21 protein-coding genes are annotated in these 22392 nt (G+C 43.9%); 9 read left to right on the plus strand and 12 right to left on the minus strand.

What is annotated here, in order from left to right:
• Positions 1–362: 362 nt before the first annotated feature.
• Complete coding sequence (locus A8140_RS23580; protein ID WP_005533901.1) at positions 363–2201, minus strand: ABC transporter ATP-binding protein; 1839 nt, start codon at positions 2199–2201, stop codon at positions 363–365.
• A gap of 406 nt (positions 2202–2607) precedes the next feature.
• On the opposite strand from A8140_RS23580, the gene A8140_RS23585 reads away from it, so the two are divergent.
• On the plus strand, positions 2608–3609 hold the full coding sequence (locus A8140_RS23585; RefSeq protein WP_005533903.1) for an arginine deiminase-related protein: 1002 nt from the start codon (positions 2608–2610) through the stop codon (positions 3607–3609).
• Positions 3610–3744: 135 nt separating this feature from the next.
• Here the strand turns inward: A8140_RS23585 and A8140_RS25300 are convergent, their stop codons facing one another.
• The gene (locus A8140_RS25300) at positions 3745–3921 is read right to left on the minus strand and encodes a hypothetical protein (RefSeq protein WP_021018350.1); all 177 of its coding nucleotides are present in this window, start codon (positions 3919–3921) and stop codon (positions 3745–3747) included.
• Positions 3922–4330: 409 nt separating this feature from the next.
• On the minus strand, positions 4331–5290 hold the full coding sequence (locus tag A8140_RS23590; RefSeq protein ID WP_005533905.1) for a LysR family transcriptional regulator: 960 nt from the start codon (positions 5288–5290) through the stop codon (positions 4331–4333).
• Between the two features lie 60 nt (positions 5291–5350).
• On the opposite strand from A8140_RS23590, the gene A8140_RS23595 reads away from it, so the two are divergent.
• Together A8140_RS23595 and A8140_RS23600 are read left to right on the plus strand one after the other, a co-directional pair.
• Positions 5351–6334: an aldo/keto reductase gene (locus A8140_RS23595; protein ID WP_005533907.1), complete on the plus strand. Its 984-nt coding sequence runs from the start codon at positions 5351–5353 to the stop codon at positions 6332–6334.
• Between the two features lie 192 nt (positions 6335–6526).
• On the plus strand, positions 6527–7765 hold the full coding sequence (locus A8140_RS23600) for a DEAD/DEAH box helicase (RefSeq protein WP_033000391.1): 1239 nt from the start codon (positions 6527–6529) through the stop codon (positions 7763–7765).
• A gap of 80 nt (positions 7766–7845) precedes the next feature.
• On the opposite strand, the gene ompV is transcribed toward A8140_RS23600, so the two are convergent.
• From ompV to A8140_RS23625, 5 genes are all read right to left on the minus strand, one after another.
• Positions 7846–8622 carry an outer membrane protein OmpV gene (ompV, locus tag A8140_RS23605; protein WP_005533911.1) on the minus strand — a complete coding sequence of 259 codons (777 nt, stop codon included), beginning with the start codon at positions 8620–8622 and terminating at the stop codon, positions 7846–7848.
• A gap of 356 nt (positions 8623–8978) precedes the next feature.
• The gene (locus A8140_RS23610; RefSeq protein WP_005533913.1) at positions 8979–9758 is read right to left on the minus strand and encodes a hypothetical protein; all 780 of its coding nucleotides are present in this window, start codon (positions 9756–9758) and stop codon (positions 8979–8981) included.
• A 136-nt stretch (positions 9759–9894) separates the two neighbouring features.
• Entirely contained in the window at positions 9895–10401 is a 507-nt protein-coding gene (locus tag A8140_RS23615) for a GNAT family N-acetyltransferase (protein WP_005533915.1), read from the minus strand.
• A gap of 200 nt (positions 10402–10601) precedes the next feature.
• Positions 10602–11294: an MOSC domain-containing protein gene (locus A8140_RS23620; RefSeq protein WP_005533916.1), complete on the minus strand. Its 693-nt coding sequence runs from the start codon at positions 11292–11294 to the stop codon at positions 10602–10604.
• Between the two features lie 55 nt (positions 11295–11349).
• Positions 11350–11592, minus strand: a complete 243-nt coding sequence (locus A8140_RS23625) for a hypothetical protein (RefSeq protein WP_005429049.1) — start codon at positions 11590–11592, stop codon at positions 11350–11352.
• Between the two features lie 84 nt (positions 11593–11676).
• On the opposite strand from A8140_RS23625, the gene A8140_RS23630 reads away from it, so the two are divergent.
• On the plus strand, positions 11677–12486 hold the full coding sequence (locus A8140_RS23630) for an AraC family transcriptional regulator (RefSeq protein ID WP_033000394.1): 810 nt from the start codon (positions 11677–11679) through the stop codon (positions 12484–12486).
• A gap of 299 nt (positions 12487–12785) precedes the next feature.
• A complete protein-coding gene (locus A8140_RS23635; RefSeq protein WP_087490671.1) occupies positions 12786–14900 on the plus strand; it encodes a DUF5011 domain-containing protein in 2115 nt (704 codons plus the stop codon).
• Between the two features lie 70 nt (positions 14901–14970).
• On the opposite strand, the gene A8140_RS23640 is transcribed toward A8140_RS23635, so the two are convergent.
• Positions 14971–15453, minus strand: coding sequence for an Lrp/AsnC family transcriptional regulator (locus A8140_RS23640; RefSeq protein WP_005533919.1), 483 nt, complete (start codon positions 15451–15453; stop codon positions 14971–14973).
• Positions 15454–15573: 120 nt separating this feature from the next.
• Between A8140_RS23640 and A8140_RS23645 the strand changes: the two genes are divergently transcribed.
• From A8140_RS23645 to A8140_RS23655, 3 genes are all read left to right on the plus strand, one after another.
• On the plus strand, positions 15574–16173 hold the full coding sequence (locus A8140_RS23645; protein ID WP_005533920.1) for a LysE family translocator: 600 nt from the start codon (positions 15574–15576) through the stop codon (positions 16171–16173).
• Between the two features lie 138 nt (positions 16174–16311).
• Entirely contained in the window at positions 16312–17175 is an 864-nt protein-coding gene (locus tag A8140_RS23650) for an AraC family transcriptional regulator (RefSeq protein WP_005533921.1), read from the plus strand.
• Positions 17176–17275: 100 nt separating this feature from the next.
• Positions 17276–18289 carry a zinc-dependent alcohol dehydrogenase family protein gene (locus tag A8140_RS23655; protein ID WP_005533922.1) on the plus strand — a complete coding sequence of 338 codons (1014 nt, stop codon included), beginning with the start codon at positions 17276–17278 and terminating at the stop codon, positions 18287–18289.
• A 104-nt stretch (positions 18290–18393) separates the two neighbouring features.
• Here the strand turns inward: A8140_RS23655 and A8140_RS23660 are convergent, their stop codons facing one another.
• Positions 18394–19479 carry a methyl-accepting chemotaxis protein gene (locus A8140_RS23660; RefSeq protein WP_033000396.1) on the minus strand — a complete coding sequence of 362 codons (1086 nt, stop codon included), beginning with the start codon at positions 19477–19479 and terminating at the stop codon, positions 18394–18396.
• A 601-nt stretch (positions 19480–20080) separates the two neighbouring features.
• On the opposite strand from A8140_RS23660, the gene A8140_RS23665 reads away from it, so the two are divergent.
• Positions 20081–20560: a hypothetical protein gene (locus A8140_RS23665; RefSeq protein WP_005533924.1), complete on the plus strand. Its 480-nt coding sequence runs from the start codon at positions 20081–20083 to the stop codon at positions 20558–20560.
• A gap of 116 nt (positions 20561–20676) precedes the next feature.
• Here the strand turns inward: A8140_RS23665 and A8140_RS23670 are convergent, their stop codons facing one another.
• Both A8140_RS23670 and A8140_RS23675 read right to left on the minus strand, forming a co-directional pair.
• Positions 20677–21372 (minus strand): VC0807 family protein, encoded by a 696-nt coding sequence (locus A8140_RS23670; protein WP_005533925.1) that lies wholly within the window; start codon positions 21370–21372, stop codon positions 20677–20679.
• A gap of 223 nt (positions 21373–21595) precedes the next feature.
• Positions 21596–22357: a DeoR/GlpR family DNA-binding transcription regulator gene (locus A8140_RS23675; protein ID WP_005533926.1), complete on the minus strand. Its 762-nt coding sequence runs from the start codon at positions 22355–22357 to the stop codon at positions 21596–21598.
• Between the last annotated feature and the right edge of the window lie 35 nt (positions 22358–22392).

A 22392-nucleotide genomic window follows, 5' to 3' on the forward strand; every position in this document is an offset into this window, starting at 1 on the left:
TTGTTTTACTTGTACGATCTGCATTGAACCACATTTACACATAAGCTAATTACCTTATTATTAGATTAATAACTAAGCCATCAATTGAGTATAGCTGTTTCTCAAAAAGTGAAATTACAAATGAATCCAGCTTGCTACTCTGCGTTGTGTCCACTGCTAACGATTACGCAACGGGGCGCTATACTACCAGAAATTTTGTGACTTGCATCAATAAAAGTGTTTCATAAGTGAGTTTTTTAGTGATCTTGATCACTAAATGTGTGTGGTGAAATATTGGATGGCTTAAGTGGATATAGCAAAATCGTAGAAAAAACGGCGCTTAGAGCGCCGTTTTTTGGGGTATTTATTGGTATTGAAGCGCATTAACTCTCTAACTCTTCACCAAGGAAACCACCCGTTTGGTGTGCCCAAAGCTGTGCATAAATGCCGTTGTTGGCAATAAGCTCTTTGTGCGTGCCTTGCTCCACGATGTTGCCTTTATCAAGCACAATCAAGCGATCCATCTGCGCAATGGTCGACAAACGGTGTGCAATGGCGATAACCGTTTTACCTTGCATTAGCTCGTTCAAGCTTTCTTGAATGGCCGCTTCAACTTCCGAATCCAGTGCTGAAGTCGCTTCATCAAGCACCAGTAAAGGTGCGTCTTTTAGCAGCACGCGTGAAATCGCAATACGCTGACGTTGGCCGCCAGACAGCTTCACACCACGCTCACCCACTTGTGCGTCGTAACCCACGTTGCCGAACGGGTCGGTTAGGGTTTCGATAAACTCGTGTGCGTGCGCTTGCTTGGTCGCTTTAATCAGGTCTTCTTCACTTGCATCTGGATTGCCATACAAGATGTTATCGCGGATTGAGCGATGCAGCAGGGACGTATCTTGTGTCACCATACCAATCTTCGAGCGCAAAGAATCTTGCGTGACGCTTGAGATTTCTTGCCCATCAATCTTGATGCTGCCTTCTTCCACATCGTGGAAACGCAATAACAAGTTCACTAAGGTTGATTTACCTGCGCCAGAGCGCCCAACTAAGCCCACTTTCTCACCCGGTTTTATATTAAGGTCGAGGTTGTTAATCACGCCTTTTTTCTCACCATAATGGAAGCTCACGTTGTCGAAGTGAATACCGCCTTTAGGCACTTGCAGATCTTTCGCATCGGCTTTGTCTTTGATGTCGATAGGTTTAGACAGCGTCTTCATTCCATCTACGACGGTACCCAAGTTTTCAAATAGGGCACCGACTTCCCACATAATCCACATCGACATGCCGTTGATACGCAAAGCTAAGCTGACAGCAATCGCAATCGCACCAACGCTAATCGCGCTGTCCAGCCACAAATAAATCGACAGCGCAGCCACCGAGAACACCAATAGATAGTTGGAGATCTCTACTGCTACATCGAAGCCGGTCACCAAGCGCATTTGGCGATACACAGTACTCAAGAAGCCTTTCATGCCTTCTTCGGCGTACTCGGTCTCTCGTTTACTGTGCGAGAACAGCTTAACGGTTTGAATGTTGGTGTAGCTGTCTACAATGCGACCTGTCATGGTTGAACGTGCATCTGCTTGCTCGGTAGCCACGGCCTTTAGTTTCGGAACGAAGTGGATCTGAATCGCGATGTACGCCATTAGCCAAACCAACATAGGAATCATCAAACGCCAGTCAGCGGCGGCCAACATCACGATGATGCTGGTGAAGTAAACCAAGACGTAGACGAAAACATCCATCGTCTTCATGACGGTTTCTCGCACCGCCAGAGAGGTTTGCATCACCTTAGTGGCAACGCGACCTGCAAAATCATCCTGATAGAAGTTCAGACTTTGATTGAGCAAGTAACGGTGCGCAAGCCAGCGAACCGACATTGGGTAGTTACCCAGCAGAGTTTGGTGGATCAGCAGTGAGTAAATCACCACCAAAATCGGCATGATAACCAGCAGTAAGGTACCGTAGAAAATAAGGTCTGCTTTGTTGTCTTGCAAAAAGGTTTCTGGGTTGCTGGTGGACAGCCAATCAACCAATTGACCCATGGCACCAAACAGAGAGACTTCTACGATAGCCACAATCGTCGACATGATCGACATAATGATCAGCGGTTTCTCAAAGCCGCGTGTGTAATGGCGTAAAAACGCAAAGATCCCCGCTGGGGGTTGGTCAGGCTGTGATTTGGGGAACGGCTCAGTAAAGCCTTCAAATCGTTTAAACATAACTCATCCTAAAGTTAATAGTTGCCATCTCAGTAATTGAATCCATCAATTCTTCCTGCCTTGGACGAAGCAGTTAATACCGAGTATGAGATAAGACATATTGTGGTCTGCTAGCCAGAAAAGCAGACGTTTTTGCGTATGTGTGAAAGGCGAAAAAATAGTCTAACCGATTGCTTTTTAAATGTAACTAGTTGGTTATAAAGAATTCGGTAGTGCATTATTCTTGAGATGACCATTCACACGTCACAAAACAGTAAATCGGCAAAGTGACAATAAAAAGTCGGGTTAATGGTGGCTTTTCCAGTAATTATTACTTCTGCGTGAGGGAATTATTATTAAAAACAGCAAAACTGAAGTTAACAATAAATTTACAATCTCATTATTCTAGTGAAAAGGAATGTATTGGATGCTACTACACGAATCAGTGCCTCAGAATGCACATGGAAAAGAAGAAAGCACGCAAAGTGCTCTGCGTCATACCGCGAACTGCGTTGTGATGGTGCCGCCGAAAGAGTTTCGTTTTAACGAAGAAACTGCGCAAGACAACGAGTTTCAACACCAAGTAGCGCTAACCCAAGAAGAAGTCTCACGTAATACCATGGCTGAATTTGTTACGATGGTTGAGACCTTGCGAAACGAAGGCGTGCAAGTGGTTGAGTTTGATTACCCTCAATCTGACATCGCTACGCCAGATGCAGTGTTCCCGAATAACTGGTTTAGCACTACCCCAGAAGGTACTTTGTATACCTTCCCGATGGCGTGTGAAAACCGTCAGCATGAAGTTCGCCCAGATGCGTTGGTCGCTGCATTAGCGCACGCGGGTCGTGAAGTGCATCAACAAGACTCACTGACCGAATATCTAGATGAAGAAGCCTATCTAGAAAGCACAGGCGTGATGGTGTTTGACCACTTGGATAAGACTGTTTATGCCGCGCTCTCGCAACGTTGTGATCGTCTGGTGTTAGAAGATTACGCCAAGCGCATTGGCTATGATCGCGTGATTTCTTTCCAAACCCGTCTGCCTTCTGGCGCACCGATTTACCACACCAACGTGATGATGGCAGTGGGTGAGCATTTCTGCGTGATTTGTGATGAAGTGATCCCTGAATTTGAACGCCGCTTTGTGCTTAAATCGTTGGCGAAAGACAAGCAGGTTATCTCGATTTCACTTGAGCAGATGAACCAGTTCTGCGGCAATATCCTGCAACTGGAAACGGTACGCGGCGATAAGGTCATTGCTATGTCTCAATCAGCTTACGATGCTTTCTCTCCAGCACAAAGAAATCAACTAGCGACACACGGTAAATTGCTGCCATTTGACGTTTCTACCATAGAATCGATCGGCGGTGGCTCTGTACGCTGCATGTTAGGTGAAGTCTTCCTACCAAGTTGTAAAGCTGTGTTATAAACCAACTCTAATTTCCCCCAAAAAGCACCATGTTGAAAGATGTGGTGCTTTTTTATGCCGTAGGTGAACAGATGACCATAAAAATGCCACTCAACACTGAGTGGCATTTTTATACGTCGTTTTTTCTAAGATTGTTTAGACCGAAGTAACCAACTCTCTTTCATGAGAGTGTTCTTGGTTATCATGACAGCAGTGACTGTGGTGGTCCTCGTAGCCGTCGTAAGCACATTCGCCGATGTTATTTCTTGGACAGATGAAATAATTGCTGCGATCAATCATCTCGGTTTGACAAACTGGACAGTATTTTTCCATTACAACCTCCCACAATAGCGATTGAGAATTTCGTCCGTAGACACGAGTTCAAGAGTAATTTTAGACCCTAGATTATGACCGTGGTGTGAAGGTTTTATGTGTGGATCAGCCCGCTTAACGAGTCTTGACAAAACTCTGACGAAATGAAACTAAATGCGCATTGCAAGGTGCTTGTTAGGCTTATGATTTCAAAAGAAAAGCAATAATTTCTCCATGCTTTGTTTACTCTATGCTTGGCTGTATTCCCCTATATTTTTTCAGCAACTTTTCGAAGCCATGTCACAAAAGGTAACCGTCTAGCTATCTCAATGATTATTGCCGGTCTTCAAACCGTGGACTCATTTAGCTCTAAGCTTTTTGTGTTCACGTCATGAAAAAGTAGTCAACCTCAAGCTATCAACAAAGGGCGTTATGTTCTGATTTCAAGGTTACCACTTTCAAGAAAGTCTTTGTTTTCTTGAACAAGCTTGTGTAGAAAGTCCGCTACGGTTCTCACCCTTCTTGAGTGGGAAAGGTCGGAGTGAATTGCCAACCAAATGGATTGATCACAGCCAATATCCCTTTCTACACATGTTAATTCTTTAGGTTGAGCGATAAAATGAGGAAGTACTGCCATACCGAGCCCAGCCTCTACCGCGCTGAATTGTGCAGATAGGTTGCTCGTAATAAGCCTACAAGGCTTTCCTCGCATCGTCCGTGCTAGCCATTGTGCCGCTGGCAGGTGCTGCAGTGTCTCTGACCAACCAATAAAATCATCGTTCTCAAATGAGCCGCTTTGCTGATTCTTCTTCCTATTTTTTAGATAACTCTGTGATGCATAAACGCCAAAGCCGAGCTCACCTAATTTTTGGATACTGACGTTCCCTCGTTCTGGACGAACCATTCTCAATGCTATGTCTGCATCGTGCCTGTGTAAGTTAACGGTAGATACACTGGTTACTACTTCTATCGTTAGATTTGGGTGGTTTGCCAGAAACTGGGGTAGTGCAGGAATAATAAAATGATCGGCAAGTCCTTGAGCGGTGGCGAGACGAACGTGGCCTCTAACATCTTGGTCATTAACTTGAGCAGCCGCACTGAAGGCATAACCAGCCTGTTCTAGAGCTTCGGCTTGAACGATGAGCGCCATTCCTTCGTCGGTCAACTTATAACCAAGTTGGTCCCTGGTAAATAATTTTAGGCTCATCGCGCTTTCTAATCGCTCTAATCGTCGTGATACTGTTGCGATTCCGAGCCTTAGCGATTTCGAGGCGCCGCTCAGCGTTCCCTCTCTTGCGATGCCTAAAAATATCTTGGCATCATCCCAATTTAAATGATTCGATTTCTCTTTATTTCCGATATCGGAAATCTGATTGCAATTATTGGTCATGTATCACTCCACTTTTGGAAAATATACTGATATGCGAATAACAAAGCTAGAGGAAAAAAAATGGATAAGCGCATATTAGGTAATGGTTTGGAAGTTTCAGAAATTGGTTTAGGCTGCATGGGCATGAGTGAATTCTACGGACCAACAGACGATGAAGAATCATTAAAAGTACTGCATAAAGCCGTGGATTTAGGATGCAACTTTTTCGATACGGCGGATACTTACGGTAATTCTCACAATGAAGAGCTGATTGGCCGTTTTCTTAAACATCATCGTTCGGATGTAAAGGTAGCAACAAAATGTGGCATTGTTCGTCGACCAGGAGAGTACGAACGACGTATCGACAATAGTCCAGCTTATATCCGAAGAGCATGTGAAAATTCTCTTCGTCACTTAGGTGTTGAATGCATCGATCTGTACTACATCCATCGTTTAGATTCGACTACACCAATTGAAGTAGTCATGCAAACGCTCGCAGAATTAGTTACTGAAGGAAAAATTGCCCACATTGGTCTCTCTGAAGTCAACGCGACGACGCTCAGAAAAGCGCATGCAGTCCACCCTGTGACCGCTTTGCAAACCGAGTACTCGCTGTGGACGCGAGATGTGGAACGTGAAATCTTGCCCACATGTCGAGAATTAGGCGTTGGTTTTGTCCCTTACTCTCCGCTGGGGCGCGGTTTTTTAACGGGGCGTTTTCACTCTGATCGTGACTTTTCTGAAGGGGATGCGCGAAGTACATTGCCAAGATTCACAGAAGGTAATCTAAAGGCGAACCGCCCGCTATCCAATATCGTGGCTCAAATAGCGCAAAATAAGTCGTGTTCTCCGGCCCAAATTGCTCTGGCGTGGCTATTGGCTCAAGGTAAGGATATTGTGCCTATTCCAGGAACGAAAAAAATGACCCACATCGTCGATAACTTGGGTGCGTCCAATGTCTCGCTTACCCGAGAAGATTTGTTTCAAATAGAGTTGGCTCTAGAGAGCTTTCGTCCCGCGGGAGCAAGATATACAGAAGAAGGCATGAAAGGGATCAATTCTTAGTTAGCTTCCTCCTATCTGGAAAACTACGAGCTGAGTTCTTTTGACAAACAAACGGTGTTTCTTCCACCTTCTGGGCGAATGCATCCTAAGATGCAAAGAGAGTGGTTCATCGAAAAGATTGTGGTAAAGTCCGCGCCTGCGATTTACCGCATCTTTTACTGCCTCTTCAATCAACAGCACAAGGTTAAGCTAATGCCATTTTCTACTCTCTCTTTGAGTTCTGAGCTGATTCACGCACTGCCAAAAGACTTTAAGAAGCCAACCGATATTCAGGCTTTGGCAATTCCTGAATTACTCAGTGGTAAAGACGTATTGGCATTAGCAAATACGGGCAGCGGCAAAACCCTTGCGTATGGTTTGCCTTTGTTGGAAAAGCTAAGTGTAAATCCAGAGCAAAAAGCGCTGATTCTAGTACCAACACGTGAGCTGGCGACACAAGTGAGCGAGGCGATTAACCAAGTTGGTCAAGCTATTGGCATTAACGCAGTGTGTTTGTGTGGTGGCGTGAATAAAGAGTTGCAACTAAAAGCGCTTGCGGCAGACCCTAAAATTCTTGTGGCGACAACAGGTCGTTTAGTTGATCTGGCGAACAACGGTTTGGACCTGAGTAATATCCATTACCTAGTGTTGGATGAAGCGGATCGTTTGCTGGATATGGGCTTTTGGCCTGACGTGCAAAATATTGCGGGGCTGATTTCAAACCAGCGTCAAACCGCGATGTTCTCAGCAACGTTTTCTGATGAGTTAAAAGGCAAAGCCAAGCAGCTCATGCATGCACCAAAACAGGTTGCAGCGCATCAAGAAAACAGCACCAATCAAGATATTGCCGAAACGCTGTATCTCGTCAACAAAGGCAGCAAAACCAAAGCTTTGATTGAACTGGTCAAGCAAAATGCATGGGCGCAGGTATTGGTATTTATTGGTGCGAAAGAGAACGCTGATGGTTTGGCGAAGAAGTTGAACAAAGCTGGAATCACAACCAATGCGTTGCACGGCAATAAGAGCCAAGCAGAGCGAGAAGATGCGCTGGCGCAGTTTAAATCTGGGCAAACACAGGTATTGATTGCCACCGATTTGTTGGCGCGCGGTATTCACATCGAGCAACTACCGGTAGTGATTAACTTTGAGTTGCCAATGCACGCAGAGACTTACGTTCACCGAGTTGGACGTACAGCCCGTGCAGGCGAACAAGGTGTTGCAATGTCGCTGGTTTGCCATGGCGAAACCGATGCGCTTACGGCGATCCGTCATCTGACTCGACGTGAATTGCCAACACAAGACCTAGAAGGTTTCCCAGTAACGGATAAGCCATCAACAGGCGAAAGCAAACGCGCCCCACGTGATAAAAAAGCCAATCGCCGAACCAATGCCAAAAAGAGCATCAAACAGTTCCAAGGCAAGCCGAAACACCAAGCGCCTAAAGCTAAGTAGACAAGCTCAAATAAACAAAAAGCCATCGTAATGATGGCTTTTTAATTAAATGGAGAGTGTGTCTAAATAGGGGGGATTGCTTAGAAGTTGTAAGAAACTGTCGCGCCTACTGCCCATTGATTTGCACTGTCTACGATAGAAGAATCGCTGATGCCGCTACCTAGACGTGTATATTGTGATACTTGGCTGATTTGCCAGTGCTCAGTGATTGGCACTACCAGTTTGTAACCTAAACCGTAGTTTACGCTTGCGTCGCCTTTGTATGCTTTGCGATTAGCGCGTGCTTCTTTGTCTGTGACACCGAAGTAGTAATCTACATAGTCTGCGCTTTGGTAAGACACGCTCGCAAATGGTACGAAATCAGCATTGCCGATGTTCATGATGTGGAAGTAAGTCGCACCACCTTGGAAGCCTTTATAGGCACCAGAGACATCGTGTTGTAGGTAAGTTGAAATCACGTTGTTTGGATCAAGTCTGAAGTCTGTGTTTAAACCTAGATCGATCGCGATATCACGTCGTTTAGTACCTTTTAGGCTCTTCGCTACATCGCTATCACGAGGCACACCGTTACCTACCACGTAAGCACTCATGTTCAGTAGTTCATCGTTGTCACCTAGGAAACGGTAGTTGATACCGCCTAAATCAGCGTTGAAGTCTTCACCGTGGTAGCCACCGTTTAATACTGGTGCTGTATTGTGCTTTTGGTCTTTGAAAAGATCACTGGCTTGGAATACGCCAGCTTCGACCATCCAACCGCCCTCGTTGTTATAGATGTTACCATTACGAATGTAAGTGTCACCAGCTGTTGCTGCACCCGAAGCCGTCAACGTTAATAATGCAATAATTGTTTTGTTCATTGTTTTCTCCTGACTATTTTGAACAGTGTACAAAACGGTTGTGTAATGATGTATCAGTACAGCGTATGGAACTGTAATGATAACCATATAAGTTGTATTGCTTTAGTGCTAGGAGAGAAACCAAAAGCCATGCATCAATATGAAAACATTCTAACGAGCCACTTCTTTAACACTTTTGACTATCAACGCGAAGAAAGAGTCAGCCAAGTGCTTATTGAGTATACCTGGCTTATTAATGCTGGGATTTGCAATTCCATTGCCCGTGCATCTCAGTGGTAGTTGAGCTCTTTAATAGTGAGATCGACTCGTTCTTGGGCCACTGGTTTAGGGTAACTGGTGCGTGGCTTCTTTATCTATCAGCCAATCTTTTTATAGGCGACGATGTGAGATAAGAAAAGGAGAGAGTATCTCTCGTTGAATCTGACTTTGTACTCGTGTTCAGCTTCCGATAGTGGTACCCAACCATTGCCAAAATAATCGTTTATATCGTCAACTGCTTCAGTCTCATCTTTTAAATGTTTTTTGCTCCACTGATAGGTACAGGCTAAAACCAAAACACCATTAGCAGCCGTTGCGTCCATTAATGCTTCCACGACCGTTTTAGGGGAGTCACATTGATCCAGTACGTTCAAGCAAAGGCTCAAATCATGCTGCTCAGCGACCACGTCACTTTCAAAAGGTGCTTCGATGAGAGAAAAATCCACATGGTCACAAGCTCTGGCTATTGGCGATGCATCAAATGTGAAATACTTTTGCTCTTTTAAGCTCTTAATATAGTGGAAGTCACACTCTCCCCCATCCATCAGTAGTTGTTTCAAGTTTGATAGAAAACGATGAGAAGGTTCTACGAGCGTAGCCGAATTGATACTTGGTATGCTGGTTATCAATTCATAACAGTTTCTTCCGAGAGCAGGCCCCACTTCTAATAGGCTTTTTGGAGAAAGGTTTTCACTGCCGAGCGCTTCAACAACAAACTGCGCGACGTCTTTCGAGTGGCTTGAAGAGACAAACCAATCAGGGACTGCCTTAGACTGGCTATCTAGCGGCTTGCTCACGCCGTTTTGTCGAAGTTTATCAAGCCACTGAATCTCGAAATATGCCGCTAACCCTTTGTGATCGATATAGAAATCTTCCACTTTTACTCCCTTTTGATATTCCGTTATTGAGCGCTGATTATGCCGAATCGTTCAAAGGTGAGTAAATGCTAAATACCAAACATTGAAACTCTGCCCGCTTTTATTTTGTAATATTTACAATGAGTTAATGTTGTTTTTATGCTGAGCAGATAACTTTCGGAATGTGTCTAAGACCCAACATAGTGCATCCATCTTCCAAGTAGCTATCGGTGACAACATCGAAGCCGAACTTTCCGTAGTAGTCTTTCAAGTGTGCTTGTGCGGATATAAAAATGCTGTCGTTCGGGTAGATCTTTCTTGTGGCATCGAAACTCACTTGCATCAATTGGTTACCGATGCTTTTCCCTCTGTAATCTTCTGCGACGATAACGCGACCAATACACACGTCATTGGCATCAGAGTTCAGCAAGGGTAAAACGTCAACGGGGTATCCGAGTTTCGGAGGCATTATGCGACTATAAGCCAACAGACGTTCGTTATCATATCCCATTACGTGGTAGGTGTCGGGATGGTTATCTTTACCATCCAAATCGCTGTATGGCGCGTTCATGTCTACGATGAAAATATTGACTCTTTGCTGCAAAAAATCGTAAAGCTCTTGAACAGACAGATCTGCGAATTTCTTAATTCTCCATTCGAGCATCATGCTTCCCCTTGTATTATTTTGGGTACAACATAAATAGTATTTGTGCGGGATTCATTAACCTTTGTTAATTGCGCAGAGCAAGCGTAAACAAAGGTTTGCTTTTTTGAACGACTAAAAAGCAAAAGCCCCACTAACTTGGTTGTGGGGCTAATATTAGAAGGGATACGCTCCGATCTATCGGGGAGTCAAAACGAGAATTAACCCGCAGTCGGGCCAACCAAACGCATTTCCCAATCTTCGACTTCACCCGTTTCCAAGCGACGTTCGACAAGCTTGCCCCAAGATTCAACCAATGGAAGTTCCGCCAGTTGGCTTAGCTCTGTTTTATCCAGGCAACCAGTAAATACAGCGCCCATGATGCGAGCCAATGACCAGTCTGGGTAAGGTCTTTCGCACAGAAGAATCTCGTCACCAGCGCCGATATCGCCCTCTTGTAGCACTCGGAAGTACCAGCCTGTTCGAAGCGTGTCTTGCAGTCTTCTCGCCATATCGTTCTGCTCGAGGCGGACGTTGAGTTTCCAGCAAGGCATGCGACCTTGGGATACTTCCAATAAGGTTGTGCCGATTCGGATTTTATCTTTCAGGCAAATGGATGCTTCTGTTACGCCGCTTGAGCTTAAGTTCTCACCGAACGCCCCAGCTGATTGGAAAATTGCTTTGTTACCTAGCTCTTGCTGCCAAATGAAATAGTGCTCGCTTGGGTAAATATGAAGGGCTTTTTGAATCCCACCATGAAAGCGTGGATCACCTTGCTCATCATTGGTAAAACCCAGTTCTGTTGCATGCTGACGCTGCGGCAGAACCTGTTTGTTAATCGCACTTTTCGCACCATGTGCAAAAGCAACGGTTTTACCTGCTAATACGCTGTTAACTACGCCCAACTTCTTCATAATCTCTCCTTATCGCATAAAACTGCTTTGCCAAACGGTATGAGACAAGACCGCGTTAGCGCTCGCCCAATGATTTGAATACCGGAATCGCTGCCAGCACTTCAATGCGCTTTTCTGTGCTTTTTAAGTAACGCGTTTCACTATCTGAAACCAACACATGGCGTTGATAACCTTCCGCTTTAGGAAACTTGGTCAACACGGTTTCGAGCGATGCTTCGCATTTGTCTTGGTTGATGTTATCAATATCGACTTTGAATAAGAGTTGGTTCTCTTTGGATATTTCCACTTGATATCGCATACGTCGCACCTCACGGCTTCATTCACTTTGCCGGGCATGATAGCCTAGTGAACTTGTGTCAGAGTAGGGATGTAAGGACAGTTAATGATGCCAACCCGCCAAATCGATTCTCACTCCGGTGTTATGACCTCCAATGAGATGATGGCTGCCAGTCCCCACTCACCGGCTTTGGTTAAGACCATCGACATGCCGAAAGGTTACATTGATGCGATGCACCAACACACGTGGCATCAAGTCATCTTCCCGATCAAAGGGTTATTACAAACCAAAACCGAACATTACCAGCACCTTGTGCCCCATACCTCTGCGCTGTTTGTACCTGCCGGCATTCAACATGAATCCATCGCGCTAAGCCATACGACATTTGTCGGTATCTATCTAAACCCTAAGTTCGGTGCTGAGTACGAGCATCAAGTTAGAACCATCACTCTCACACCGTTCTTAAACGAGCTGCTACAGGAAATACGCCGCCAATGTGAAGGGGACGTGAGTGATGAGAAAGTATCACGCTTGCTTGGCGTACTCCACGATCAAATCATGAAAGATAACGTGCAGACCTTTCAGTTGCTGCTACCAGAAGACCGACGCTTAAAGCTGATATTCGAAGCGTTGACCGATACGCCGGCATTGGATTGGTCACTCAAACAGTGGGGAGAGAAAGTCGGTGCATCCGAACGAACTTTGTCGCGCTTGTTCTCCAAAGAGTTCAACACCTCGTTCCAACTTTGGCGACAACAAATTCGGCTGATTTATTCGCTCTCTTTGCTTGACGAAGAGCTTTCTATCCAAAGCATTGCCGATCAAGTGGGGTATCAAAACGACTCTTCTTACATCAAAGCGTTTAAAGCCTATTTTGATGTCACCCCCCAGCAGTTTCGAATGAATAGCCGATAAGTTCTGCTTTCAACGCTTCTGCTGTATTGCAGATTATTTTTTCCATCAAAAATTCTAACACCGAGCGATAAGCTTCACCCCTAGCAAGCCCAATCTAACCGAGTTTTAACATTTTATTTGAATCATTTTCTGTTTTTTAAATTCATGTCGTGAATGACAAAAAAATACACAGTATGACATTAAACTAGTTGCATTTACTTTATTATGCCTTTGCCTAAAAAATGATACTTATTATGGGCTTAAAGTAGAGTAAAGACGTTAATGTTAGCTCGTGATAACAATGGAGTCGATGAGCAGCAGTGACGAATAATAACAATGTAACAGAGGTTTATAACGTGAGAAATATCGCTTGGACTGCGAGTAATGTTAATAAGTTGTTGGCGACCTTGGCTGTTTCTAGCCTGTTGTCTGGATGTGGTGGTGGTGGTGGAGACTCTGATTCCACCCCTGCTGCAAAACCTCCAATTGAGAATAAGAAAGATGAAACCCCACCAGTAATCACGTTAGTAGGGAGCAAAAGCATCACCGTTTATCTGAATGATAAATTTGAGGACCCAGGCTTTACTGCAACAGATAACGTGGATGGTGACATCAGTAAGCGCGTTAAGGTTAGCTACGACAAACCGATAGATACTGACACTGTGGGTACCTACACAATAACGTACACAGTCACGGATAAAGCGGGTAACAAAGCTGTGGTATCTCGTAAAGTTACCGTAAGGAGTAAAGCGGTTGCAGATACCGAGAAGCCTCAAATTACACTAAAAGGTGGTGAGGAAATCATCGTTTATCTGAACGAGGAATTTCAGGATCCAGGCTTTAGTGCAACAGATAACGTGGATGGTGATATCAGCAATCGTGTACAGGTTAGCGGCAAACCGGATACTGACACTGTGGGCACCTACACAATAACGTACACAGTCACGGATAAAGCGGGTAACAAAGCAACGGCATCTCGTAAAGTGACCGTAAGGAGTAAAGCGGTTGCAGATACCGAGAAGCCTCAAATTACACTAAAAGGTGGTGAGGAGATCACCGTTTATCTGAATGATGAATTTCAGGATCCAGGCTTTACTGCAACAGATAACGTGGATGGTGACATCAGCAAACGTGTACAGGTTAGCGGCAAACCGGATACTGGTACTGTTGGCACCTACACACTAACGTACAAGGTCACAGATACCGCGGGCAATGAGGCAACGGCAAAACGAGTCGTCGAAGTTGTTGAAGGCATTGTCTTTAGAGACAGCGATATTGTTCTGTATGAAAATGAGTACCAGCACCGAATTTGGTATGACGTAAAGTCAGACAACATCGATGCGTCAAAAATAACATTTGAACTGTCAGAGCAATCCACAGCGACGGTAGAGAAAGCACAAGGCCAGACACTGGATGTTGAGTTGGTAGAGGTGAAAAATTCGACGTCTAAAAGCGGATATTTCACGTTGGCTATTCATGATGACGAAGAGTTCGAAGGTAAAGAACGCATCGTGGTAAACGTTCTGAGCGACAAGGCGTTTGTTAAGGAACTGAATATTGATCTGGATGATGGTGCTTTGACCAGAAGATACTCAAGCACAAATGTTACAGATTCTTTTCCTAAGAAAAAGCTGATTGTTCTGGATGATACGCTCTATGCATTCGATAGAAAGTCTATCGTTAAATACGACCTTATCAAAAAGGAAGAAATTACAAAAAATTCTTCGCCTTATACTTACTTTGCTTTAGGTGACGATGATATTTCTGCTGCAGTTTACGAAGACAATATTTATATGCTCATCAGAGATAAATTGTATCTACTAAACAAAAATGATCTGTCATTAATTGAAGAGAGCAAAGTCCCTCTAAACTTCAACTTTAATGGATATAATGCAAAGGTTGATATACAAATCACCAATAACACCGTTTATGTCTTTGCTTCGCACGGCTTTTACTCAAACGAGCCAAACTACTTTAGCTACGAATTGACTGCGAAAAAATGGGCAAAACTTCCACAATTACCTGAAAACAATCAGAATGATAAAAGGACCACGCTTGTAAGGACAACAAGAGTCCACGATAACAAAATCTATGTATATCAAAAGTCTCTTTTGAATGTTTTTGATATGGACACTAATCAGTGGTCAGAGGCTAACATTGTTCAAGATAAGTGGCATACACCGTATGGAGAGGACGGTGTTTGGTTTTCTGATAAAGCACAATTTGTCGGTAACTATGCTTATGACTTTATGCAGGGAAAGTATGAGCAGTTCTTGAGTTGTTACAACTTTGAAACTGAATCTATGGATGAGCGTCGCATTCTTTACGTTGGCATTGACGAAGACTCTGGTTCTTTTTTGTATAAAGGGCGTGTTCATCGATTTGACAAACAATCTAGTGCTTTCGCCTTGTTTTATATGCACGATCAAAAATAGTACTTTTGCCAAAGTGTCTAAAAAGCCAGCGCCCTGTCGCTGGCTTTTCTTTAGGTATGGAAAAGTTTTCCTAACCGATTGGCAACTGAAAGGTACTCTTAATTTCCTTTACGGATACGTTGGATTGAATGGCGCTGATGCCTTTCACGCGGCGAATCGCACTGATGCGGTCAAAGTATTCGTCTAAGTCTCGAGCCACCACTTGCACCATATAATCTGCGCTGCCAGCAATGCAGTGACACATCAAGATCCAGTTGGTTTCAGCGACAAAGTCTTCAAAAGGCGTGGTGTTTTCTACTTCATGACTGCCTAGTGTCACCAGCGTAAAACCAGAGACTTGGAAACCGAGCTTTTTGCGATTCAGCTTCGCGGCATAACCCTCAATGTAGCCTTCCTCTTCCATCTTTTTCCAGCGTCGCCAGCAGGGCGTTTCACTAAGGTTAACGGTCTCGGCGAGCTTCGAGTTACTCATGCGACCATCTTTCTGAATATGGTCAAGAATAGCGAAATCAGTACTATCTAATTCAAAGTTGGAGGATTCTTTCTTTTTCATGGTTATTCTGGAAATAGTCTGCTCAAGTTGGTCTTTATCGTAGCGCAGATAGCAATTTTCTTTCTACCCAAATCGTTAGACTGTTCCCATAGTTGTTGATTACTTTTTGGGAGAGAGTGCATGAGTGCTCAATTGTTGGCGGCATTTTTTTTGTTTGCCGTTTCTATTTCTTTAACGCCGGGAGCAGGCAACGTCGCGTTGTTAGGTATTTCTAGCCGATATGGTTTTTCGGCGACCGTGCCATTTGTATTGGGCAATGCAGTCGGGGTGATCATCATGTTGGTTGGTGCCAGTGTGGGGCTTGTCAGTTTGTTTACCCTTTACCCAGATTTGTACACGGCGCTAAAGTGGGTTGGTGCAGCCTACCTGCTGTATCTCGCATGGTCGATTGCCACAATGGAACTCGACAATGATTCGAATGCAAAAAAGTCTGGCTTTTTATCTGGCGTTTGGGTGCAAATTCTCAATCCGAAAAGTTGGGTTGCGTCACTGACGGTGTTCTCTCAATTTATCTCGCCAAACAATGATTACCTAACTCAAGTGGTGATCATCATTAGCGTGATGGTGGGAACCGGTGTGCTGGGGATGTTTGCGTGGGCGTACTTTGGCACCGTATTAAACCGTTTTATTCAGTCACCACAAAAGGTGGTGTGGGTAAACCGATGCATGGGCAGCAGCCTAGCGTTAGTGGTGGTGTTTATGCTGAGCCAACCCTTTTAGGGCATTATTTCTTGTGGCGTGATGGGAAGACTCACTGTGATTGGGTTACTCATATCGTAACTGCGCAATTTCAATCAAGCGGAGTGGTTTGATGCTCGGTATGATTCTTCCCACTTCTTAACTGAGAAACCAAGAAAAATGACAACTGCAACTCTTCAACAAAAACGGATTAAAGTCGTTTGTGATTTCATCGATGAACATCTAGATGAAACTTTAACGCTAGAATTGTTGAGCGAGGTCGCGGTATGTTCCAAGTATCACTTTCACCGTATCTTCAAATCCTTCACAGGTATTAGCATCATGCAATATGTGCTGCTATCACGTATGAAGAGAGCTTCATTTCGTTTGGCATTTGAGCCTCAAGTGAGTGTTACCAATATTGCTTTTGAGGCAAGTTTCGAAAGTCTCGAAGCTTTTTCTAGAGCGTTTTCTCGGTTGTTTAAGCAGACACCGACTCAGTTTAGAAAGCAGCCAGAATGGAAGGTTTGGCACAAACAATTTGAGTTTAAGTCGCCAATGATTGGAGAACATCCTATGAACGTAAGAATCATTGACTTTGCGAAGAGAGACATTGCTTTCATCAAGCATAGAGGTAGCCTTAAACTAGTTTACGAAAGCTTAGCCAAGTTTATTGCTTGGAGAAAAAGCAGCGGACTCTCGCCAATTAAATCGAGTGAGACATTTGGTATTCCTTATTCTGATCCGAACGACACGCCGGAAGAGGAGTTTCGATTTGATATTGCTGGCTCGTATCAAGGTGAAGTGCCTGAAAACACTTATGGTGTCCAATCAGGAGCAATTCCAAGTGGACGTTGTGCTGTCGTGATACATAAAGGTAGCCGTTTCTCGATTGGGGAGTCTATTCATTATCTCTACCAAACATGGTTACCGGAAAGCGGTGAAACGCTGCGAGAATACCCATGCTTCTTCAAGTACTTAAACTTTGTTCACGAGGTGGATGAGTGTGATTTATTGACGGAAGTTTATTTGCCTATCCAATAGCTTATTAAACACTTAGGTTTGACGTGCGCGCCGAGAAAACGTTATATACCCGTTTCGCTATGGTGCGCCATATTCCCTCTCTCAATCCCGTGGTATCCAGATGAGCTTAACTAAGACCAACTCGACCAAGACAAACATTCGCGTTAATCAACTGAGCTTTGGTTTGCCAAGTGAATCGTTGGTGTTGGAGCATGTTGAGCTAGAGCCACTGGCTTTGGGTAACGTTCGCGTTCAAATCAAAGCCACGAACATTAATCCAAGTGACCGATTGTCGATTCAGGGAGTAGGACAGTATCGTCGTATCCATGTACCGCCGCGAGTGCCAGGGTTTGAAGCGGTAGGGTGTGTGGTTGAGATAAACGATCCGCATCAAACCGAATTTCACATTGGGCAAAAGGTGCTGTTGGCACAAAGTGGGACTTGGCAAAGCTATGTCGATGCGCCTGCGGAGAATGTCTTTGCAGTGCCGGAAGAACTTGAGAATGGCTACGCTTGCCAGTTGTATATCAATGCCCTGACGGCTTGGGTGATCACCACTCAAGTTGCCAAGTTAGGCAAAGAGGATGTGGTGCTCATCAATGCGGGCAATTCTGCGATTGGTAAGATCTTCGCTCAGTTGTCGCATTCGCTAGGATTTACTTTGATTGTAATAACCTCTGCGCCAGAGCGTTATCCATATGACTCCATTGCGGCGTTAGATAGTAAGCAAGATCTGCAATCTCAAATCGATGCACGAAAGTTGCCTCAACCCAATGTCGCGTTCGACGCCATTGGCGGCAAGTTTGGCACCGAATTAATCCAAGTTCTGCTAAGTTCGGGAACGTATATTAATTACGGAACGCTTTCTCTCACCCCTTATGAGCCCGCTTTCTTCGCTTGTATGAAGCAGCACAATATTGACTTCAGTACGTTCTTTTTGCGCTATTGGGAAGAGTCAGTTGGTAAGACTGTTCGCAAACAAGTCTTTGCTGAGATGCTAGAACATTTTGTTGAGCGCCGAATACAGCTCGATGTGGATCGCAGCCTTTCGTTAGAACATTTTCAGAGCGCATTCGAACTGATAGAAGATGAATCGGTTACGCTGCAAGGCAAAATCATTCTGACCATGCAGTAGCTGTAATAAAGCACCTTGAGGTGGCTATGGTATGTTGAGGGATAAAAAAGGGATGGCTCTCACCATCCCTTTTTGCGTTCTAGTTGGGGGTTATTGAGTTGCTTCTAACTCGCGATAATCTCATCCATCAAGCGATCGATTTGCACTACTACTTGTTCGCTGGCATCTTCCATGGCGTTAATTGCGGTCACCATCGCTGCCATGTTGCCAGATTTAGCTTGGCTCATTGCTTCACGTCCGCTGTCATGTACGCCTTTATGTGGTTCTTCAAGTAGCGCATAGCTTGTTAGGTGGCTGTAAGCCTTGCCATCGCCACGGTAGTACCACTGGCCTAAACGACACTCTGAGTGGCTATTCACCGTTTCACCAAATGCTCCGCTCTGTAGCAAACGATAGATGTTGTTTTTCCAAATCGCATGATCAAGTTTCACTGTATCTAAGAAAGCACGGGTGGACGCAATATGAATCACCTGCTGCATGTGTTCCGATTTCACGACGACTTCGTTCACGATAGAACCAATTTGTGCGGAAGAGGCTGAAACTTCTTCTGCACAGGTCTGGTTTTCATCGATGGAGGTTTTAATCGCGTTGACCTGAGTGAGTACTTGATTCACCAACGAATCAATTTGTTCACTAGCCTCACTGGCTTTACCTGCCAGATTTCTTACCTCGTCAGCCACCACCGCAAACCCACGCCCAGCCTCGCCAGCACGCGCGGCTTCAATCGCTGCATTTAAAGCGAGCAAATTGGTTTGATCAGAAATCTCTTGAATCGTTGATACAAGATGAGAGATAGAAGTGGCGGTGTTATCTAATATTTGAACCGATTCAATACTTTGGGAAGCTTGAGTGCTGATCTTCACCGCTCGGTTATCAAGGCGTGCAAGAGCTTGATGCGTTTGCTTAAACATTTCATCAAGTTGTTGCAGCTCTTGGTTTTCATGCGCCATCGACTGTGCACTTTCAACCATTTCGGTTCGAATGGTTTGGAGCATGTCTCCGCCTTTCAAACTGCTCGACATCAACTCGTCGCTGTTGTGCTGCTCTTGCTGTACAGTGCGAACAAGCTGTTGTGTTTCTTGGAGCTGTTTTTCCAGAGCAGTAACGTCAGTTTGGTACTTCTGTTTGAGGTCTGCTAACTCTTGCTTTAGCACCTCATTTTCTGCTTTGACTCGTTTTAATCCAAACATAGAATTTACAAATGTAACTAAATGTTAAAAGTGCATATTAATCGAGTTAAGAGTTTAAAACACTCTGAAGTTTATATATTTGCAGGGGATTATCACAATTTAAAGTGGTTGCGGACATATTTTTAAAATTGATATTAAGAGCGGCTTTTATTCATATTTTTAACTTTTAAGATTAGTGATTTATGGCAGTGAAACTCCCTTTGAGATTGAATGTTATTATAAATCTTATGAATAAAACTCTAATAAAATATTGAATTGACGCTTAGAGTTTCGTTTTGGTTTTGGAAGATAAGCGCAAGTGATGATTATCGCCTATTACTAAATATAATTTAGTTTTTGGTGTTTAAAACGATGGTTTATGAAAATTATCCGAGTAGATTTTGAATACTCCATGCAGTAATAATAAGAGCTGAAACTAAAATTACTGTTAGTTTAGTTAATTGAAACTCTTGTTTTTATATTATTAATGACATGCCTGATATTTTACTTTTTTAAGTATAAATTAAATTTTACTGGTTGTTACATTTTTAGTTTTGATCTTTTACTACGTAGAAATTAGGATTCTTTCCCATCAATCGAACGGTGTTTTATTGGGTTATTTATGAATAAGAAAATATTACTTCTTTTACTTCTTCCTTTTTTTTCTAATGCTAAAAATGTTAATTTTACCTTGGGTGCTGGTCTAAGTGCGGACAATAACCACATTGTTGGGTCTAGCTCAGAGACTTATGTATTGAGAGCAGGCGCAATTAGACGTGACACTCACAGATTCTTAGGGACTTATACCTACTCAGATGAGAGTAAGCTAACTAAATATCTTGGTTCATATGACTATATGTTTACACTCGATTCGAGGAGGCGATGGAATCCGTTTGCTGGTGTAAGTATGGGTTATAAAAAACAAGATGTAGATATATCCGACAACAATAGTTTTTATGTTATTGGTGGACAAGCAGGTTTGAACTATCGCTTTTCTAAGCATGCCTCTACTGAATTAGGTTACAGAGTTCTGAGTGGCAGTACTCAGGAAGATGAGTCTATGAAAGACGAGCTATATTGGACGTTGGACTTCAAATTCTAATACACAGCTGATAGATAGCCTTTGTCCAATTGAATGGCTACTTACTAAAAAAGCACCCCGATAATCGGCGAGCAATTATCTGGGTGCTTTTTTATCTTAGTGCATTTGAGCAGGTGTTATTTGGTATGAAAAATCTGCTCAGTTTCTAGCGATGTCATGGCGCGAACTTGGCGCCAGATGTAGTAGAAAATACCAAACATCATCAACATACTCGGGATCGCAATCATTGGGTAGCTGTAAAGTGTCAGCTTGCCTAGCTCTTCATTGAATGCAGCAGTCCCCGCTGGGCTCGTCACAATCCAAGTCGCAAGGAAGTAGTTCATCGCTGATGAGAATGCAAAGGTACTTGCGAATAGGTAGTTAGAAGACATCAAGCAACGTTCAAACGCCTGAGTTTTGCCATTCTGTTCTAAACGCTCGTTAATCAGCGGTAGGTTCAAAATCGTGTCGTTTAAAAGCATCTTCTGCATAAGCGGGTAGCGGGTGAAGGTAGAGCCCAGTACCGCGATACCAATCAAACCCGGAATTAATGCTTCTTTTAGCGCCAACCAACGCGTATCTAACTCTAGCAAGCCGATGCCGCCAGTTAACAGCACACTGATAAAACCAAGTGCAGAAATGAAGTTGAATTTCTTGTTGCGGATAAGGTCCATGCCGCCATACACCAATGGGAACATCAAAGCGACAACCAGTGCCATTGCTGTACCTAGGTGCTCTTCACCACTGAACTTCATCAAAATGAATGAAGGGATGATGACGTTAAACAGGATCTCGAATAGGGGATTCGACTTTTTCGCCGTGGTGTTACTCATAACTTTACTGACTCTACTATGTCGGCTGAATTTTACTTTGGGGGAAGTGTTCTACTCCTTGAGCCAGATGTAAAGCCTTAAAGCCCCGAGTTGTGTAACGACTTATGAAATAAACAGCAAATGAGCTATCATTGGGCAAGGTTTTAGGTGTTATTGGGTAGGTAAACCAGGCCTACCTAAAACGGGTAAGCCTCTTTGTTTTTTGAGGCGAGAAGGGGAGTTATTAGTTGCCTCTAATCACACTTAACCCTTTGTCCATCAGCTCTTGTGTTACTACGTCAGACAGGTTTGAATCGGTAATGATGCCGTCTAATTGCTCGATATTTAATGCATGAAAGCTGGCAATTTGGCCGTATTTGGTGGAGTCAGAAACTAGGTAGTTAGTTTGTGCCGCTTTGATGATGGCCTTTTTCACAAGGACTTTGTTTTCGTTTGGTGTTGATAAGCCTTTTAAGCTCCAAGAAGACGTCGAGATAAAGGCAATATCAATGTTCAATCCGTTCAAGAACTCTGCGACTTTTCCACCAACTGTGGATTGGTTCTCACGATCAATTTTGCCTCCGGTATGGTAAAGCTCACATTGACTGTGCGTCATCAGGAAACCCGCAATAGAGAAGTCATTGGTGATCACTAATAGATCGTCACGATCCGCTATTTGATGGGCGATCTCTAGAGAGGTGGTTCCCGCATCCAAGTAAATCGTAGCGTCTTTGCCAATTAACGTGGCTGCAAGTTTGCCAATTTGAACCTTCTCATCCGCTTGTTGCTCGACTTTAGCGTCATGGGAAAGCTCAGAATGTAAAGCCTGAGCCAGCTGCACTCCACCAGAAACAGAAACGACTTTACCTGAGGATTCCAGTTTCACGATGTCACGGCGAATGGTCATATGTGATACGCCAAGGTGGTCGGTTAAATCTGAAATGCTTAACACTTCTTGGTGTGATAACAGGGACAATATGGTTCTTTGACGTTCTGCAGGGATCATGATTTCACTTCTATATTCTTGTTTTTCAGTATCCT

The sequence above is a fragment of the Vibrio campbellii CAIM 519 = NBRC 15631 = ATCC 25920 genome (genome assembly GCF_002163755.1).
Taxonomy (GTDB): Bacteria; Pseudomonadota; Gammaproteobacteria; order Enterobacterales; family Vibrionaceae; genus Vibrio; species Vibrio campbellii.

What these genes read in the sequence shown, in the direction of transcription:
- A8140_RS23580 (WP_005533901.1), bottom strand. Translation starts at nt 2,201, where the DNA reads ATGTTTAAACGATTTGAAGGCTTTACTGAGCCGTTCCCCAAATCACAG.
- A8140_RS23585 (WP_005533903.1), top strand. Translation starts at nt 2,608, where the DNA reads ATGCTACTACACGAATCAGTGCCTCAGAATGCACATGGAAAAGAAGAA.
- A8140_RS25300 (WP_021018350.1), bottom strand. Translation starts at nt 3,921, where the DNA reads ATGGAAAAATACTGTCCAGTTTGTCAAACCGAGATGATTGATCGCAGC.
- A8140_RS23590 (WP_005533905.1), bottom strand. Translation starts at nt 5,290, where the DNA reads ATGACCAATAATTGCAATCAGATTTCCGATATCGGAAATAAAGAGAAA.
- A8140_RS23595 (WP_005533907.1), top strand. Translation starts at nt 5,351, where the DNA reads ATGGATAAGCGCATATTAGGTAATGGTTTGGAAGTTTCAGAAATTGGT.
- A8140_RS23600 (WP_033000391.1), top strand. Translation starts at nt 6,527, where the DNA reads ATGCCATTTTCTACTCTCTCTTTGAGTTCTGAGCTGATTCACGCACTG.
- ompV (WP_005533911.1), bottom strand. Translation starts at nt 8,622, where the DNA reads ATGAACAAAACAATTATTGCATTATTAACGTTGACGGCTTCGGGTGCA.
- A8140_RS23615 (WP_005533915.1), bottom strand. Translation starts at nt 10,401, where the DNA reads ATGCTCGAATGGAGAATTAAGAAATTCGCAGATCTGTCTGTTCAAGAG.
- A8140_RS23620 (WP_005533916.1), bottom strand. Translation starts at nt 11,294, where the DNA reads ATGAAGAAGTTGGGCGTAGTTAACAGCGTATTAGCAGGTAAAACCGTT.
- A8140_RS23625 (WP_005429049.1), bottom strand. Translation starts at nt 11,592, where the DNA reads ATGCGATATCAAGTGGAAATATCCAAAGAGAACCAACTCTTATTCAAA.
- A8140_RS23630 (WP_033000394.1), top strand. Translation starts at nt 11,677, where the DNA reads ATGATGCCAACCCGCCAAATCGATTCTCACTCCGGTGTTATGACCTCC.
- A8140_RS23640 (WP_005533919.1), bottom strand. Translation starts at nt 15,453, where the DNA reads ATGAAAAAGAAAGAATCCTCCAACTTTGAATTAGATAGTACTGATTTC.
- A8140_RS23645 (WP_005533920.1), top strand. Translation starts at nt 15,574, where the DNA reads ATGAGTGCTCAATTGTTGGCGGCATTTTTTTTGTTTGCCGTTTCTATT.
- A8140_RS23650 (WP_005533921.1), top strand. Translation starts at nt 16,312, where the DNA reads ATGACAACTGCAACTCTTCAACAAAAACGGATTAAAGTCGTTTGTGAT.
- A8140_RS23655 (WP_005533922.1), top strand. Translation starts at nt 17,276, where the DNA reads ATGAGCTTAACTAAGACCAACTCGACCAAGACAAACATTCGCGTTAAT.
- A8140_RS23660 (WP_033000396.1), bottom strand. Translation starts at nt 19,479, where the DNA reads ATGTTTGGATTAAAACGAGTCAAAGCAGAAAATGAGGTGCTAAAGCAA.
- A8140_RS23665 (WP_005533924.1), top strand. Translation starts at nt 20,081, where the DNA reads ATGAATAAGAAAATATTACTTCTTTTACTTCTTCCTTTTTTTTCTAAT.
- A8140_RS23670 (WP_005533925.1), bottom strand. Translation starts at nt 21,372, where the DNA reads ATGAGTAACACCACGGCGAAAAAGTCGAATCCCCTATTCGAGATCCTG.
- A8140_RS23675 (WP_005533926.1), bottom strand. Translation starts at nt 22,357, where the DNA reads ATGATCCCTGCAGAACGTCAAAGAACCATATTGTCCCTGTTATCACAC.